The organism is Mycobacteriales bacterium, from assembly GCA_035995165.1.
In the GTDB taxonomy this organism is placed as follows: domain Bacteria; phylum Actinomycetota; class Actinomycetes; order Mycobacteriales; family CADCTP01; genus CADCTP01.
The window spans coordinates 62,615-76,367 of the sequence record DASYKU010000027.1 but is presented as its reverse complement, the minus strand read 5'-3'; the positions used below and the strand labels follow the sequence as shown (position 1 = coordinate 76,367).

General features: G+C 74.2%; 17 protein-coding genes. 3 read left to right on the top strand and 14 right to left on the bottom strand.

Annotated elements, in window-relative coordinates:
• Positions 1 to 37 precede the first annotated feature (37 nt).
• Positions 38 to 1,669: a thiamine pyrophosphate-binding protein gene (locus VGP36_05110; protein ID HEV7654108.1), complete on the bottom strand. Its 1,632-nt coding sequence runs from the start codon at positions 1,667 to 1,669 to the stop codon at positions 38 to 40.
• Positions 1,669 to 2,433: a cyclase family protein gene (locus VGP36_05105; GenBank protein ID HEV7654107.1), complete on the bottom strand. Its 765-nt coding sequence runs from the start codon at positions 2,431 to 2,433 to the stop codon at positions 1,669 to 1,671. The genes VGP36_05110 and VGP36_05105 overlap by 1 nt, the downstream gene beginning before the upstream one ends.
• 119 nt (positions 2,434 to 2,552) lie before the next feature.
• Here VGP36_05105 and VGP36_05100 point away from each other — a divergent pair, with 119 nt between their 5' ends.
• Entirely contained in the window at positions 2,553 to 3,602 is a 1,050-nt protein-coding gene (locus VGP36_05100) for an aldo/keto reductase (GenBank protein HEV7654106.1), read from the top strand.
• Positions 3,603 to 3,604: 2 nt separating this feature from the next.
• Positions 3,605 to 4,093 (top strand): helix-turn-helix domain-containing protein, encoded by a 489-nt coding sequence (locus VGP36_05095; protein HEV7654105.1) that lies wholly within the window; start codon positions 3,605 to 3,607, stop codon positions 4,091 to 4,093.
• Here the strand turns inward: VGP36_05095 and VGP36_05090 are convergent.
• Positions 4,090 to 4,482, bottom strand: coding sequence for a rhodanese-like domain-containing protein (locus VGP36_05090; GenBank protein HEV7654104.1), 393 nt, complete (start codon positions 4,480 to 4,482; stop codon positions 4,090 to 4,092). The two genes, VGP36_05095 and VGP36_05090, sit on opposite strands and share 4 nt — an antisense overlap.
• Complete coding sequence (locus VGP36_05085) at positions 4,479 to 4,967, bottom strand: cysteine dioxygenase family protein (protein HEV7654103.1); 489 nt, start codon at positions 4,965 to 4,967, stop codon at positions 4,479 to 4,481. The genes VGP36_05090 and VGP36_05085 overlap by 4 nt, the downstream gene beginning before the upstream one ends.
• A gap of 243 nt (positions 4,968 to 5,210) precedes the next feature.
• Between VGP36_05085 and VGP36_05080 the strand changes: the two genes are divergently transcribed.
• Complete coding sequence (locus VGP36_05080) at positions 5,211 to 6,467, top strand: MauE/DoxX family redox-associated membrane protein (GenBank protein HEV7654102.1); 1,257 nt, start codon at positions 5,211 to 5,213, stop codon at positions 6,465 to 6,467.
• Here VGP36_05080 and VGP36_05075 read toward each other — a convergent pair.
• From VGP36_05075 to VGP36_05030, 10 genes are all read right to left on the bottom strand, one after another.
• Positions 6,461 to 7,615: a 4-hydroxybenzoate 3-monooxygenase gene (locus tag VGP36_05075; protein ID HEV7654101.1), complete on the bottom strand. Its 1,155-nt coding sequence runs from the start codon at positions 7,613 to 7,615 to the stop codon at positions 6,461 to 6,463. The genes VGP36_05080 and VGP36_05075 overlap by 7 nt on opposite strands.
• The gene (locus tag VGP36_05070) at positions 7,605 to 8,276 is read right to left on the bottom strand and encodes an alpha-ketoglutarate-dependent dioxygenase AlkB (GenBank protein HEV7654100.1); all 672 of its coding nucleotides are present in this window, start codon (positions 8,274 to 8,276) and stop codon (positions 7,605 to 7,607) included. Before VGP36_05070 ends, VGP36_05075 begins: the two co-directional genes overlap by 11 nt.
• Positions 8,273 to 8,515 carry an Ada metal-binding domain-containing protein gene (locus tag VGP36_05065; GenBank protein HEV7654099.1) on the bottom strand — a complete coding sequence of 81 codons (243 nt, stop codon included), beginning with the start codon at positions 8,513 to 8,515 and terminating at the stop codon, positions 8,273 to 8,275. The genes VGP36_05070 and VGP36_05065 overlap by 4 nt, the downstream gene beginning before the upstream one ends.
• Positions 8,512 to 9,219: a 2OG-Fe(II) oxygenase gene (locus tag VGP36_05060; GenBank protein HEV7654098.1), complete on the bottom strand. Its 708-nt coding sequence runs from the start codon at positions 9,217 to 9,219 to the stop codon at positions 8,512 to 8,514. The genes VGP36_05065 and VGP36_05060 overlap by 4 nt, the downstream gene beginning before the upstream one ends.
• Positions 9,216 to 9,809, bottom strand: coding sequence for a methylated-DNA--[protein]-cysteine S-methyltransferase (locus tag VGP36_05055; protein ID HEV7654097.1), 594 nt, complete (start codon positions 9,807 to 9,809; stop codon positions 9,216 to 9,218). Before VGP36_05055 ends, VGP36_05060 begins: the two co-directional genes overlap by 4 nt.
• Positions 9,806 to 10,249 (bottom strand): RNA polymerase sigma factor, encoded by a 444-nt coding sequence (locus VGP36_05050; GenBank protein HEV7654096.1) that lies wholly within the window; start codon positions 10,247 to 10,249, stop codon positions 9,806 to 9,808. The genes VGP36_05055 and VGP36_05050 overlap by 4 nt, the downstream gene beginning before the upstream one ends.
• A 17-nt stretch (positions 10,250 to 10,266) precedes the next feature.
• Positions 10,267 to 10,758 (bottom strand): methylated-DNA--[protein]-cysteine S-methyltransferase, encoded by a 492-nt coding sequence (locus VGP36_05045; GenBank protein HEV7654095.1) that lies wholly within the window; start codon positions 10,756 to 10,758, stop codon positions 10,267 to 10,269.
• 65 nt (positions 10,759 to 10,823) lie between these two features.
• A complete protein-coding gene (locus VGP36_05040; protein HEV7654094.1) occupies positions 10,824 to 11,285 on the bottom strand; it encodes a nuclear transport factor 2 family protein in 462 nt (153 codons plus the stop codon).
• Between the two features lie 15 nt (positions 11,286 to 11,300).
• Positions 11,301 to 11,465, bottom strand: a complete 165-nt coding sequence (locus VGP36_05035; protein HEV7654093.1) for a hypothetical protein — start codon at positions 11,463 to 11,465, stop codon at positions 11,301 to 11,303.
• A 258-nt stretch (positions 11,466 to 11,723) separates the two neighbouring features.
• On the bottom strand, positions 11,724 to 13,736 hold the full coding sequence (locus tag VGP36_05030) for a glycosyl hydrolase family 28-related protein (protein HEV7654092.1): 2,013 nt from the start codon (positions 13,734 to 13,736) through the stop codon (positions 11,724 to 11,726).
• Positions 13,737 to 13,753 lie beyond the last annotated feature (17 nt).

Here is a 13,753-nt window from a genome sequence, read left to right as displayed (position 1 = left end):
GCCGGCGCCCGGACCGCGTCCGGGCCCCGCCGGCGGGTCAGTGGCCGCGGAAGGCCTCCTCGAGCCACCAGGAGCCGGTGTCGGCGGTGACCTTGGCGTCGATCACGATCGGCGCGGTCCGCGGCCCGGCCAGCCAGTCCGTCAGCGGCGCCAGGTCCGCCGGCCGCCGTACCGTCACCCCGGCGCAGCCGAAGCCGCGGGCGATCGACGCGATGTCGGCGTCCGGGAACCGTACGGTGCCGAGGTCGAAGCCGTCGGGCCCGAAGTGGTGCACCTCGGCGCCGTAGCCGCGGTCGTCGTAGACCACGATCACCAGCGGCAGGCCGATCCGGACCGCGGTCTCCAGCTCGGAGACGGCCATCAGGATGCCGCCGTCGCCGAGCGCGGCCACGGTCAGCCGGTCCGGCCGGGCCAGCGCGGCCCCGATCGCGGTGCCGAGCCCGAGCCCGATGGACTGGAACGCCTGGGTGAAGCAGAACCCGCCCTCGTCCGGTACGGACAGGTACATGCTCGGGTAGCCCATGAAGTTGCCGGAGTCGACGGCGACCAGCCGCTGCGCCGGCAGCAGGTCGTCCAGCGCGATCGTCAGCGTCCGCGGGTCGATCGTGTCCGCGCCGGAACCGTCCACGTAGGACACGTCCCGCCAGCGGCCCTCGGCCGCGATCCGGTCGGCCAGCGCGTCCGTGCGGTAGCCGGGGGAGGGGTTCAGGTCGAGCGCCGCCGCGGTCGCGCCGACGTCGCCGAGCACGGGCAGGTCGATCGTTCGGTGGGCGCCGAGCGCGTCCACGTCCAGGTCGACCTGCGCGACCGTCGCGTGTGGACCGATGAGCCGACCGTGCCGGGTCGTCCACATCGACATCGAGCAGCCCCAGGCGACCACGACGTCGGCCTCGCCGATCAGCTCGGCCGCCAGCGGGGTCGCGAAGCCGCCGGAGACGTCCAGCGCCCACGGGTGCCCGGCGAACAGTCCTTTCGCGACCGCCGAGGTGGCCAGCAGGGCGCCGCACCGCTCGGCCAGCGCGGCCAGCGCCGGGCCGGCGCCGCGAGCCCCGCGCCCGGCCAGGAACACCGGCCGGTGGGCTCCCGCGAGCAACGCCGCCAGCGCCTCGACCGACTCCGCCGCCGGCCGCGGTGCCGGCAGCGGGGTGACCGGGACCAGCCCGTCGAGCGCGTCGTCCGGCACCGTCCCGGCCTGCACGTCCAGCGGCAGGTTCAGCACCACGGTCCGGCGCTCCAGCACCGCGGTCCGGACCGCGCGGACGGTGTCGGCGACCGCGGAGCCGGGCGTGTGCACCCGCTCGGCCACCGCGCCGACCGCGGTCGCCAGCCCGCCCTGGTCGATCCGGAAGTTGGACCGGACCGCGGCGGCGCCGGTGTCGGCGGCCAGCACCACCAGCGGCGTCCGGCTCTTGGCCGCCTCGGTGATCCCGGTCGTCGCGTTGGTCAGGCCCGGTCCCTGGTGGACGGTCAGCACCCCGAGCCGGCCGCTGACCCGCGCGTACGCATCGGCCATGGTGGCCGCGCCGCCCTCGTGCCGGGCCGCCACGTAGTCGGCGCCGGCCGCGATCATGGCGTTGGTCGCGTGGAAGTTGCCGCTGCCGACCACGCCGAACACGCGGTCCGCGCCCAGCGCGACCAGGGCCCGGCCGACCGCCTGGGAGGCGAGCATCAGCGCTCGACCAGGGCCAGCACGCGGGTCGGGCTGCCCGAGCCGCCGACGATCGGCAGCGGCCCGGTCATCAGCACCGCGCCGGTCGGCGGCAGCTGCTGCAGGTTCCGCAGCTGGGTCAGGCCGTACTTGCCCGCCCCGAGCAGGTAGGTGTGGCAGGGGAACGGCGGGTCGAAGGAGTGCGCGGCCCCGGCGTCGGTGCCGACGGTCTCCACCCCGAGGCCCATGATCGGGGTCTCGGTGGCCAGCCACTTCGCGCACTCGACCGAGACGCCCGGCGTGTGCGGGCCGGTGTCGTCGGCGTTGAGGAACTCGGCCTGGGAGTGCGCCCGGATGTCCCAGCCGGTCCGGTAGAGCAGCCAGCCGCCCTCGGGCAGCGGCCCGTGCGCGTCCTCGAACGCCCGGACGTGCTCGATCTCCAGCAGGAAGTCGGGCTCGGCCCCGGACATGTCCAGCACCGCGGCCGGGGCGACCAGCCGCCCGGGCGCGAGCTCGGAGATGTCGCCGGCGTCCCTGCCGGTGATCCAGTGGATCGGGGCGTCGAGGTGGGTGCCGGTGTGCTCGCCGGTGTGGATGTCGTTCCAGTACCAGCCCGGGCCGCGCTCGTCGTACCGGCTCAGCTCCTCCAGCCGGAACGTGCTCGTGTTCGCGAACGGCTCCGGCAGCACCAGCACCGGCGTCGTCTCCACCAGCGGCGCGGTCAGGTCGATCACCTCGATCGAGCCGCTCCGCAACGCCGCCACCAGCTCGCCCAGCACCGCCATGGGTACCCCCTCGGTCCACACGTCGTCGTGATCGGGCCCAGGTTGCCGTACGGGCCGGGAGAGCACCATCACCCGCCCCTGACTTGCATGATGCAAGTCACCGGCCTAGCGTCGGTCCCGTGACGAGGACGATGCGGTACACGACGTTCGGGCGGCGGACCGGCCTGCGGGTCTCCGAGTACGTGCTGGGCGCGGCCAACTTCGGCACCGGCTGGGCCACCGGGGCCGACCGGGACACCGCCAAGGTGATCTTCGACCGGTTCGCCGAGGCCGGCGGGACCGCGATCGACACCTCGGACACGTACCAGTTCGGGGAGTCCGAGGAGCTGCTGGGCGAGTTCCTGGCCGCCGACCGGGACCACTTCGTGGTGGCCAGCAAGTTCACCCAGAGCGTGGGCCGGACCAAGGACATCTCGTCCACCGGCAACAGCCGCAAGGTGATCGTGCGCTCGCTGGAGGGGACGCTGCGGCGGCTCGGCACCGACCACCTCGACCTCTACTGGGCGCACTGGCCGGACCAGGTCACCCCGATCGAGGAGATCGTCGAGACCTTCGACGACCTGGTCCGGGCGGGCAAGATCCTGCACGGCGGGCTCTCGAACTTCCCGGCCTGGCGGGTCGCGACCGCGGCGGCGCTGTCGCGGTCGCTGGTCGGCGTGCAGTTCGAGTACAGCCTGGCCGAGCGGACCGCCGAGCGGGAGCTGGTGCCGATGGCCGAGGGCCTCGGGCTCGGCACGGTGCTCTGGTCGCCGCTCGGCGGCGGGCTGCTGACCGGGAAGTACCGGCGCAGCGACGAGGGCCGGCTGACCACGCTGAAGGCGGTGATCCAGCGCGAGGACACCGAGCAGAAGACCGCCGTGCTGGACGCGCTGCTCGCGGTCGCCGCGGAGGTCTCCGAGCCGCCGTCGCGGGTGGCGGTGTCCTGGCTGCGGCACCGGTTCGCCGGCTCGGCCACGGCCGTGCTGCCGATCATCGGCCCGCGGACGCCGGAGCAGCTGGAGGACTACCTGGCCGCGCTGTCGGTCTCGCTGACCCCGGACCAGTACGAGCGGCTGGACGCGGTCAGCGCGCCGGCCCTCGGGGTCCCGCACGACGCCGGGCGGGGCGTGCTCAACGGCGTGCTCGGCGGGCACTCGGAGTCCTTCGACCGGCTGACCCCGGTGGCCTGAGCGTGCGCCGGATCAGCTTCGCCGACAGCGAGTGCCCGGTCGCCCGCGGCGCCGACACGGTCGGGGACGTCTGGAGCCTGTTGATCCTGCGGGACCTCTTCGACGGCCTCACCCGCTTCGACGAGCTGCAGACCGACCTCGGCATCGCCCCGAACATGCTCACCCGGCGGCTCGGCACGCTCGGTGCGGCCGGGCTGGTCGAGCGGCGCCGCTACTCCGAGCGGCCGCCCCGGGACGAGTACGTGCTGACCGCGCGCGGGCGCGACTTCCACCCGGTCGTGCTGGCCCTGTACGCCGCGGAGCGGATCGCACCGGAACGGCGGACCATGGTCCTCACCGACCGGGCGACCGGCGCCGAGGTCGACCCGGTCCTGGTCGACCGGCGGACCGGCCGCCCGATCGACGAGCTCGACGTGCGGTTCCTCCCCGGCCCCGCCGCCGGCCCCCGCCTGCGCGGCCGCCTCACCGCCCTCGCCGGCCGCGCCGGCTAGGGGCGGGCGGGGGAGCCGCCGGGGACGGTGGGGAGGCCGGCGGCGACCCAGGCCCGGAAGCCGCCGGCCAGATCGGTGGCGCGCCGGACCCCGAGCCGGCGCAGCGAGTCGGCGGCGAGGCTGGACGCGTACCCCTCGTTGCAGACGACGACCACGACCGCGTCCGGGTCGGCCTCCGGCAGCCGCCAGGGGCTGTCCGGCGCGAACCGCCACTCCAGCACGTTCCGCTCGACCACGAGCGCGCCCGCGATCTCCCCCTCCGCCGCCCGGAACGCGTACGGCCGGGTATCCACGAGGACGGCGCCGTCGGCCTGGGCGCGGGCCGCCGCCACCGGGTCCAGCCGCGTCATCCCGACGCGGGCGTCGTTCAGCAGCGCGTCGACGCTCATCGGCCCGGCTCCGTGAGGACGCCCTCGCCCAGCGGCAGCAGCGGCGGCGAGTACGCGTGCACGCTGGTGGCGTCACGCAGCCCGCGGTTCGCGACCACGTGCACCCGTTCCGGCCCGAACGCCGACCCCGTCCCGTGTGGACGGACGGCCCGGTGGGACGGCCCGGAACCGTCCCGCCAGGTCTCGGTCAGCACCCCGTCCAGGACCGTGTACGAGCCGGCCGCACCGCCGTGGTCGTGCGGCCGGGTCCCCTGGCCCGGGGTCCAGGTCAGCAGCCAGACCTCGACGTACTGGGTGAGGGCGAGGCGCAGGTACCAGCGTTCGGCCGGGTCGTGCACGGCCTCGGACCGCAGCGCGCCGGCGAGATCGGCGGCCAGCAACCGGGTCAGCCGGGCCAGGTCGCCGACCGGCCAGTCCGGGCGGCCGGTCACGGCCGGGGCGAGCGGGAGCAGGGCAGGGTGGAGGTACAGCGTGGGTGTGGTCATGGGAACTCCGAGGGCCAGAGGTGGGCGGGGCGGGGTCAGGCCCCCGGACACGCGGCCGCCACGACCCGCAGGAGGTCGAGGGCGCGGTCCCGCCACAGTTCCGAACTCGGCACGCCAGAACTCTACCAAACCAGTAGGGATTAGCGACAGGGCTCATAACTGGTGCACAGGCGGCGGGCGGATCCTGGGTCCGCGGGCGCCCGTCCCACGAGCGTCCACGTGCCCGTCCGGGGGAGTTCCGTCATGCCCGCTGCCACCGCCACTCGTGCGTCCGCGCCGACCGTCGAGTCGCCGCCGCCGCGCCGGATCCTGCCCTGGGTCGGCACCGCGGCCCGGCTGCTGCTCGCGGCCGTCTGGGCCTACGCGGCGGTGTCGAAGACGGGTGACCCGGCGGCCTCCGTCCGGGCCGTGCGGGCGTACCAGATCCTGCCGGAGTGGCTGGCCCAGGGCGTCGGCTACGGCCTGCCGTTCCTGGAGATCGGGCTGGCCGTGCTGCTGCTGGCCGGGCTCGCGACCCGGGTGGCCGCGATCGTGTCCGCGGCGCTGTTCGTGGTGTTCCTGACCGGGATCATCTCCGCCGCCGTCCGCGGGCTGCAGATCGAGTGCGGCTGCTTCGGCGGCGGCGGGCAGCTCGGCGCGGGCCAGTCGACCGCGTACACCGGGGAGATCCTGCGGGACGCCGGCCTGCTGGTGGTCTCGGCGTTCCTGGTCTGGGCGTACCGGACCCGGTGGGCGGTCGACGGCGCGATCCGGACGGCCGGGCCGGAGCCGGCGATCACGGGTCCGCGGCGGACGGCCGAGGGCCGGCGCCGGCTGGCCGAGCTGGCCGAGAAGCGCCGCCGGGCCGGCGACCGCCGGGTCGCGCTGACCTCGGGGGTGGCCGGGATCGCGCTGGTCGCGCTCGTCGGGGCCGGCATCGGGGTCCAGGCCTCCCGGATCCCGCCGCCGACCGGGCCGACCCCGGCCGGCGCCTCGCTGGCCGACGGCGTGACCGTCGGACAGGCCACCGCCCCCGTCACCCTCGACCTGTACGAGGACCCGCAGTGCCCGGTCTGCGCCCAGTTCGAGTCCCAGGTCGGCTCGGCGATCTCGACCTGGATCGCGAACGGCACGGTCAAGGTCCACTACCACGTGATCTCGTTCCTGGACTCGTCCTCGACCACGAAGTACTCCAGCCGGGCCGCGAACGCGCTCTACGCCTCGGCCGGGGTCAGCGCCGACGTGTTCGCCAAGTACCACGCGCTGCTCTACCAGCAGCAGCCGGCGGAGGGCTCGGCCGGGCTGACCGAGGACACCCTGGTGCAGCTGGCCCAGCAGGCCGGGGCGGGCTCGGTCGAGGCCCAGATCCGCGCCGGGACGTACGCGGACTACGTGGCCAAGGCGACCGACCAGTCGTCCAAGGACGGCGTGACCGGCACCCCGACCGTCCTGGTGAACGGCAAGGCCGTCGCCCAGCCGACGCTGGCGAACGTCACCAGCGCGGTGAACGCAGCTCAGTAGCCGATGGGCAGCCCGGCGTAGTTCTCCGCCAGCCCGGTCGCGCCGGCCGCGCTGCCGGCGACCCAGCGCAGCTGGGACAGCTGCAGCTGCTGGTCGAACGGGTCCTCGCCGGTGTGCAGCATCGTCGTCATCCACCAGGAGAAGTGGGTGCAGCGCCAGACCCGGCGCAGTGCGGTGTCCGAATAGGACTCCGCCAGCCGGGGGTCCTTCTCCCGCAGCAGCGCGAGCAGGGCCGGGGCCAGCAGGGCCACGTCGGCGACGGCGAGGTTGAGGCCCTTGGCCCCGGTCGGCGGCACGATGTGGGCGGCGTCCCCGGCCAGGAACAGCTTCCCGTACGACATCGGCGCCTGCACCGCGCTGCGCATCGGCAGCACGCTCTTGTCGGTGATCGGGCCGGGCACCCGCTCCGGCCCGATCCGGGTGGCCAGCTCGGCCCAGATCCGGTCGTCGGACCAGTCGGCCACATCGGTGCCGTTGGGGACCTGGAGGTAGAGCCGGCTGACCGTGGCCGAGCGCATGGAGTGCAACGCGAAGCCGTTCGGGTGCCAGGCGTAGATCAGCTCGTCGGTGGAGGGGGCGGCGTCGGCCAGAATCCCCAGCCACGAGTACGGGTACGTCCGGGCCCAGCCCTGCACCTCGGCCGCCGGGATCGCGGCCCGGCTCGGACCGAACGACCCGTCGCAGCCGACCACCACCTCGGCGTCCAGCCGCTGCGGCCGTCCGTCCACGGTGAACGTCACGTGTGGACGGTCGGTGACATCGTGCACGGCGACATCCGCGGCCTCGTAGACGATCTGCTGGCCGGCCGCCTCCCGGGCCCGGCCGAGATCCTTCTGCACCTCGGTCTGCCCGTAGACCCAGACGCTGCGCCCGACCAGGTCGAGGAAGTCGAAGTGGTGCCGCTCGCCCGGCCACTGCAGGTAGATCCCGCGGTGCTGGACGCCCTCTGTTCTGAGCCGGTCGCCGAGGCCGGCCCGATCGAGCAACTGGACGGTCGAGTGCTCCAGGATGCCGGCCCGGATGCGGGCCTCGACGTACTCCCGGGAGCGGGCCTCGACCACGACCGACTCGACGCCGTCCTGGGCCAGCAGGTGGGACAGCAGCAGGCCGGCCGGCCCGGCTCCGACGATCGCGACCTCAGTCCGCATGCCCGCCATTGTCGGTCAACCCGGTGCTCCGCAGCGTGATGTTGATCCGTCCCGCCGGCAGTCCCGCGTCCGGGTCGGCCGTACCGGGCAGGATCCGCGGCACCCCGTGGTACGCGAACCGGCTCTCCCGGCCGAACACCACCGCGTCCCCGGACGCCAGCGTCACGTCCGTGTACGGCTTCCCGCGGGTCCCGGGATTCCCGAACCGGAAGACACAGCTCGCGCCGATCGACAGCGAGACCACCGGGGCGTCGGTGACCTCGTCCTTGTCCTGGTGCATGCCCATCCGCGCGCTCGGGTGGTACCAGTTGACCAGGGCGGTGTCCGGCCGGTACGCGGCCGCGGCGTCCTCGTCGTACGCGTCGGCGAGGACCCGGCGGCCGAGGTCGCCGAGCCAGTCGGGGAAGTCGAGCACGCGGGCGCCGTTCACGTCGTCGGCCGTGCGGGTGTACCGGTAGGGCGACCAGTGCCAGCCCAGGCACACCATCCGGACGGACATCGGGTGGCCACCGGGCAGCACGGCCGCGTGCGCCGGGACCGGGCCGGCCGTCCACTGCGCGTAGGCCTCGACCAGCCGGCGTCGCCCGGCGAGGTCCAGCCGGCCCGGCAGGTGCACGGCGCCCGGAGCGATCTCGGCCTTCGGCCGCTCGAACAACGTCATCCCTTCCACCTCCGGTACTCCGCCGGCAGGCAGTTCGCGCAGGGCCGGAAGCCGGTCGCGACCGCGGTGGCCTCGTCGGCGAAGAACACCCGGTGCTGCACGTAGTGCCCCTTGGCGATCCAGCGCAGCGCGCCGGGACAGTCGAGCCGACCGTAGAGCTTGTTGCGACGGTGCCCGCCGAGCGTGCCCGGCACGGCGCTCTCGTACGGCCCGGCCGGGCCGAGCAGGGTCCAGCTCATGCCGCGTCGTGGAAGACGAGGGCGAGGGTGAACCGCTGTCCGGACCGGATCACCGAGACGCCGTGCCGGACGGGGGCGGCCGACCAGCCCCGGGCGCCGCGGACCGGCCGGTCCCGGGTGGTGAAGACCAGCCCGTGCCCGTACGGGATGAGCGTCGCGGTGCCCCGCGACTGCGCCCGCGGCCGCTGCTCGTAGAGCAGGAACTCGCCGCCGGTGTGGTCGACGCCCGGGTCGTTGAGGTTGATCACCACCTGCAGCGGGAAGACGAGCTCGCCGTAGAGATCGCGGTGCAGCGCATTCCAGTCGCCCTGGCCGTAGCGCAGCAGGATCGGGGTGGACTTGGTCTGCCCGGCGGCGTGGCACCGCTCCAGCCACTCCTGGAGGCTGTCCGGCCAGGGCGTCTCCCGGCCGAGCCGGGTCCACCAGTCCCGGGCGATCGGCAGCAGCCGCGGGTAGAGCGCCTGCTTGAGCTCGACCACCGCGTCCGGGAACGGCTCGGCGAAGTAGCGGTACTGCCCGCGGCCGAACCGGTGCCGCTCCATGTCCACAGTGGACCGGAACCGGGACGGGTCGTCGTAGAGCGCGGCGATCTCCTTGGCCTGCGCCGGGTCCAGCAGCGGGCCGATCAGGCCGCTGCCGTGGTCGTCCAGCTCGGTGGCGACGCGGGACCAGTCCGCCGCGGCCACCCGGTCCGCGTAGCTCATGCCGCCTCCAGGTCGAGCAGGGTCCGCTTGGCCTCGGGGCCGCCGCGGTAGTTGCCCATGCCGCCGTCCGAGCGCACCACCCGGTGGCAGGGCACGACGACCGGGATCGGGTTGGTCGCGCAGGCGGTGCCGACCGCGCGGACCGCCTTCGGGTTGCCGGCCAGCGCGGCCAGCGCCTGGTACGACGCGGTCCGGCCGTAGCCGACGTCGGTCGCCAGGTGGTGCAGCACGGTGGCCCGGAAGCCGCTGGACAGCCGCCAGTCCAGCGGCAGGTCGAAGCCCTGCCGGCGGCCGGCGAAGTAGTCCTCCAGCTCCCGGGCGACCGGGTCGAGCCGGCCCGGGGCCCGCAGCAGCCGCGGGCTGATCCGGTCGGCCAGCGACTGCAGGACCGTGTCGTGGTCCTCGCCCGCGAACGCGACCCGGACCAGCCCCTGCTCGGTCGCCGCCAGCAGCAGCGACCCGACCGGGCTGTCCACGGTCCGGTACGCGACGTCGAGGACCCCGTCCGCCTGCGCGGCCGCGACCAGCCGGGCGTGCAGTCGGTCCACTTCGGACTCCCCGACCGGGAAGGCCGCTCCGATCTCGTTCATCGTGACTCTCCTACGGTGCGTCTCAGGGTCCGGATGCCGTCGGCGGCGGCGCGGCGGGCGGCGTCGGCGGTGCCGCCCAGCAGCCGCGCGATCTCCGCGTACGGCAGTCCGGTCAGGTAGTGGTACGCGACGGCCTGCCGCTGCTTGACCGGCAGGGCGGCCACCGCGGCGGCGAGGTCGAGATCAGCGGTCCCGTCCGGGGCCGGCGTCTCGGGCGGGTCCGGCACCGGGACGGCCCGCCGGGCGGTCGCCCGGGTCACGTCGATGGCCCTGCGGTGCGCGATCGTCACGAGCCAGGCCTCGACGTTCGCGTCCGCGGGCAGCTCCGGGTACGCCTTCAGCGCGGCCAGGAACGTCTCGGACCAGGCGTCGTCGGCGTCGGCCGGGCCGAGCACCGCGCGGCAGACCCGCAGGACCGTCGCGCCGTGCTCGGCGACCACGCGCTCGAAGGGGGGCTTCAGGACACCGCTCCCAGGACCTGCTGACCCGATTCGAGGTCGAGCAGGTGCCGCTTGCGGTCCAGCCCGCCGGCGTACCCGGTGAGCTTGCCGGTGCTGCCGACCACGCGGTGGCAGGGCACCAGGATCGACAGCGGGTTGCTGCCGACCGCGGCGCCGACCTCCTGCGCGGAACAGCCGAGCGTCCGGGCGAGGTGCCCGTACGTCACGGTCGAGCCGTACGGGATCGCGGCCAGCAGCGCCCAGACCTGGCGCTGGAGCGAGTCCCCGTCGGCGTGCAGGGGCAGGTCGAACGTGCGCCGGTCGCCGGCGAGGTACTCCGCCAGCTGGGTCGCGACGTCATCGAAGCCGGCGGTGACCGGCGGGCCGAACGCGGTCCGGTCCGGCCGGGTCCAGTGGTGCGGGAAGTAGAGCCCGGTCAGGCCGTCGTCGTCGCGCACGACCGTGAGGTCGCCGATCGGCGAGGCCAGGATCGTGTGCCGGGTGGACATCGGGTGCTCCTTCGTCTCGCGGGTCCGTCACCAGGTAGACGCCGCGGACGGCCGGAACGTGAGGTCTACTGCAGCGGAATGTCGACGCCGCGCTCGTCCTCCGGGCGCGGTCCGGTGATCCGGCGGTCCGACTCGGTGATCGCCAGGTCGTTGATGCTGGCCTCCCGCCGGCGCATCAGCCCGTTCGCCGCGAACTCCCACAGCTCGTTGCCGTAGCACCGCCACCACTGGCCGTTCGTGTCCCGGCACTCGTACTGGAAACGCACCGCGATCCGGTCGTCCGTGTACGCCCAGAGGGACTTGCGCAGCGCGTAGTCCAGCTCCCGCTCCCACTTGCCGGCGAGGAACTCGACGATCGCCGCCCGCCCGGTGACGAACTGGTCCCGGTTCCGCCAGACCGAGTCCTCGGTGTACGCCATGCTCACCCGCTGCGGATCGCGGGAGTTCCACGCGTCCTCGGCCGCCTGCACCTTCTGCGCGGCGGTCTGGGCGTCGAACGGCGGGAACGGCGGCCGGGACTCGGTCACGGGACTCTCCTCAGCTCAGGTCGAGCCCGAACGTAGCGCGCAGGCCGTCCCGCCCCCAGGGGTGATCCGGATCGCGCGCGTCGCGTCGGCGCGGGCGATCCAGCCGAGCTCCGGCAGCCGGTCGAGCAGGCCGCGGCCGAGCGCGCCGGAGAGGTGGTGGCGCTGCTGGCTCCAGTCCACGCCGCGGTCAGGTGGCTGCTCGCGGTCGCGGCGCTCACCCCGGCCTCGTCGGCCGGCCGCCCGGCCGGAAGCGCGCGACCGTAGCCGAGCGCGAGCAGGATCCGGCACCGCCGCTCGTCCGCGACCAGCGCACCCACCGCGGCGAGATCGACGTCTCCGCCGTCGTGGTCATCGTTTCGACGCTCCGCCTGGCACCCTTCGGCCCCGGTCGAAACGTCACCGGCCGCCGGCCCGGGAGGGGACGGCGGCCGGTGGGGGTCAGAACGCGGACGGCGGCGGCGGCGGCACCACCGGCGGCCGGTCGTCGCAGGTGATCGTGTTCGGCAGCTCGAACGGCGCCAGCCAGCCGCCGTCGTTCCCGCCGAGGTCGGTGACCGTGAATTCGGACCCGGCCGGGGTGAAGTGGAACGAGCCGCAGTTGTTGATGCCGACCGCGCCGACGTTGCGGGCGTCCACGTTCTCGAACGACGCCCCGCCGGCCACCCGGGCCGAAACCACCGACGTCCCGGTCCCGTCGACCTGCACGTCCCGGAAATGCACGTTCGTGATCGAGACGAGGTCCTTCACCGGGAAATCGCTCACCAGCATGATCGCGTTGTACGTGTTGTCGAGGAAATGGTCGCCGACGACCTCGATGTCGGCGTCGATGTTCTTCTCCAGCGCGAATATCCAGATCGCGCCCATGCCGATGTTCCAGTTCAGCTCGAACGGCCCGGCCCGGACGGTCGTGTTGTCGGTGACCCAGACGTGCCCGGTGAACGCCTCGGCACCGAACCGGGACCCGAGCTGGATGCCGCTGCCCTCCCGGATCGGGTCGGCGACGAGGTTGGCCGAGATCGTGTTGTCGGTGCCGCCGTAGAGCGCGATCGCGTTCGCCAGGACCGGCGTCTGCACGGTGTTGTGGTCGAACGTGTCCCGCGCGTCCTCGGTCCGGTCCGACCACATCGCCAGCCCGTCGTCGCCGGTGTTGCGGACGACATTGTTCGCGACGAGCGAGTCGGTCACGCCGGTGTGGAAGTTCAGCCCGTCCGCGATCTGGTCGGCGATGACGTTGTCCGTCACCCGCAGGTTCGTCATCGGCCCGTCCAGCCAGAGCCCGACCTTGGTGTGGTGCAGGTAGAGGCCGTCCACGGTGGAGTCGCTCAGCGCGCCGCCGACGCCGTTGACCTGGTCGGTGTCGATGCGCTCGCGGACGTCGCCCTCGATCGCGAAGCCGGACAGGTGTACGTCGGAGCTGCCGCCCTCGGCCGCGGACCGGCCGTAGAAGCCGACGCCGCTGTGCACCGAGCCGTCCGGGGCCGGCGTGCTCAGCGCGATCTCGTGGCCCTTGACGATCGTGTACCAGCTGCCGGCGCCCTCGACGGTCACGTGGTCGACGACGATGTGCCGGTTGACCTGGAACGTGCCCGGCGGGAGGTAGACGACCAGGTGGTGGGCCCGGGCGAACGCGATCGCCCGGTCGAACGCGGGCGCGGAGTCGCGCCGCCCGCTCGGGTCGGCGCCGAACAGCAGCACGTTGGCCGCGGCCAGCCGGACGTGCGGCAGCCCGACCAGCTGGGAGTCGAGCAGGTCGAGCACGGTCCAGGCGGCGCCGGCGCTCGCGGTCAGCCGGATCGTGTCCCCGGCCCGCAGCGTCCGCCCGAGCAGCAGCCGCTGCTCGTCGTAGAAGTGGTTGGGCCGGAACGGGACGCTGACCGTCGGGAACGGCACGGTGTCCTGCGGCACGCACTGGCACTCGGTGATGAACTGCTCCGGGTGCAGCAGCCCCGCGTTCGGGTCGTTGGAGAACGGGAACTGGTTGTAGAGCCAGGCGTACTGCGAGGTCAGCGTCATCGACGTCCGCAGGCCGTGGCTGCCGGTGACGGCCAGCGGGGCGGTGATCCCGCCGCCGGTGGGCGCGTCCGGGATGCTGTACCGGACCGTGATCGCGTTCGCGGCGCCGGGCAGCGTGAACTCGACGTACTGGCCCGGGGCGAGGCGGACGGCGGTCCGCCCGGAGGCCTCGGCCGGCAGCGTGTACGCGTCCCGCCCGGGGCCGATGCGGGTGCCGGTGGTGACCGCGTTCTCCGCCTCCTGCTCCGTGTACGGCACCGCAGCGCCGCGGCCGGCGACCAGGGCCGGGTCGAGCGCGGCCCTGGTCACCACCGGCGCGGGGGTCGTCTGGGCCGCCGCGGTGCCCGGCGCGAGCGCGAGCCCGCCGGCCGTCAGCGCGGCCGCGGCGCCCGCGACCCATCTCGTCCGTCGTCCGTCCGGTCCGGTGCTCCGTCGCATCGCGGGCTCGTTTCTCT